This window comes from Rhodococcus sp. KB6 (genome assembly GCF_001445685.1).
Classification (GTDB): domain Bacteria; phylum Actinomycetota; class Actinomycetes; order Mycobacteriales; family Mycobacteriaceae; genus Rhodococcus_F; species Rhodococcus_F qingshengii.
Map to the genome: position 1 here is coordinate 1 of NZ_LNAK01000029.1, position 1,350 is coordinate 1,350.

Here is a 1,350-nt window from a genome sequence, read left to right on the forward strand (position 1 = left end):
TGAATCGCCCTGGGTTCGGTGGAGACTTCTGGCCTTGGAAACGAGGATGGAAGCATGCCGAATGAACGGGTGTCAGGGAGGCCGACGATGCGGCGGTATTCGCCGGAGGAGAAGGCCGGTGCGGTGCGGATGGTCCGGGCGTTGCGGGCCGAGCTGGGGACCGAGCATGGGACGACAGCGCGGGTTGCCTCGCAGTTGGGTTACGGGGTCGAGTCCGTCAGGTCGTGGGTCAAGCAGGCCGATATCGATGACGGTCTGACTGTGGGAGTGAGCACCGCCGAGGCCGATCGGATCAAGCAACTCGAGCAGGAAATCCGAGAACTGCAGCGCGCCAACGAGATATTGAAGCGTGCGGCGTCTTTCTTCGGGGCGGAGCTCGACCGCCAGCACAAGAGATGACCGCGTTCATCGATGCCAATCGCGGCGATGTCATCGCGGGTCGGAGGCTTGGGGTCGAGCGTATCTGCAAGGCCTTGCAGATACCTCCGAGCAGCTACTACGCCACCAAAAGCCGACCGCCGTCAGCTAGATCGGTCTCCGATAGCCGGTTGCGGCCGGCGCTACGGGGGTTGTGGGAGGAGAATTACCAGGTATATGGGGTGCGGAAGCTGTGGAAAGCAGCCCGAAGATCGGGCATCGATGTCGGCCGTGACCAGGTCGCGCGGCTGATGCGTGCCGAGCAGATCGCTGGTGTGCGGCGAGGGAAGAAGGTGCGTACCACCCGAGCAACGGCCGGGGCGGATCGGCACCCCGATCTGGTTGGGCGGGATTTCACTGCGACTGAGCCGAACCAACTGTGGGTCACCGACCTCACCCACGTCCCGACCTGGGCGGGAATGGGCTACGTCTGCTTCATCACCGACGCTTACTCTCGGATGATCGTGGGCTGGCGCGTCGCGGCGAACATGCGCACCCAGGTAGTGCTCGACGCCATCGAGATGGCCCGCTTCAGTCGCGGCACACGGTTGACCGGGCTGCGCTGCCACAGCGATGCGGGCAGTCAATTCACCTCGGTCCGCTACGGCGAACGGCTCGCCGAACTCGGTGCAATACCGTCGATCGGGACCGTGGGCGATTCCTACGATAATGCTCTCGCCGAGAGCGTGAACGGCTACTACAAGTACGAACTCATCTACGGCCCAACGCATCCTGGTCCATGGCGCAGCATCGACGACGTGGAACTGGCGACACTGTCGTGGGTGCACTGGCACAATCACAGGCGGCTGCATGGTCACTGCGGCGACATCCCGCCAGCAGAGTACGAGAAGACGTTCTACGCTACTGAGCAGGGTGAGCAGGCCTTGGTTGAAATCAAATAGCCAGAGCCTCCATCAGACCCAGGGCGATTCA

1 protein-coding gene and 1 other annotated feature are annotated in these 1,350 nt (G+C 63.0%); the gene reads left to right on the forward strand.

The features are described from left to right. The first annotated feature begins 54 nt into the window (after positions 1 to 54). A protein-coding gene (locus tag ASU23_RS06640) for an IS3 family transposase (RefSeq protein ID WP_230544151.1) occupies positions 55 to 1,319 on the forward strand; the annotation gives its coding sequence in 2 pieces (ribosomal slippage) (positions 55 to 358 and positions 358 to 1,319; 1,266 coding nt in all). Beyond that, positions 354 to 488: a sequence feature (AL1L pseudoknot), on the forward strand. Its footprint overlaps the gene before it by 135 nt. Positions 1,320 to 1,350 lie beyond the last annotated feature (31 nt).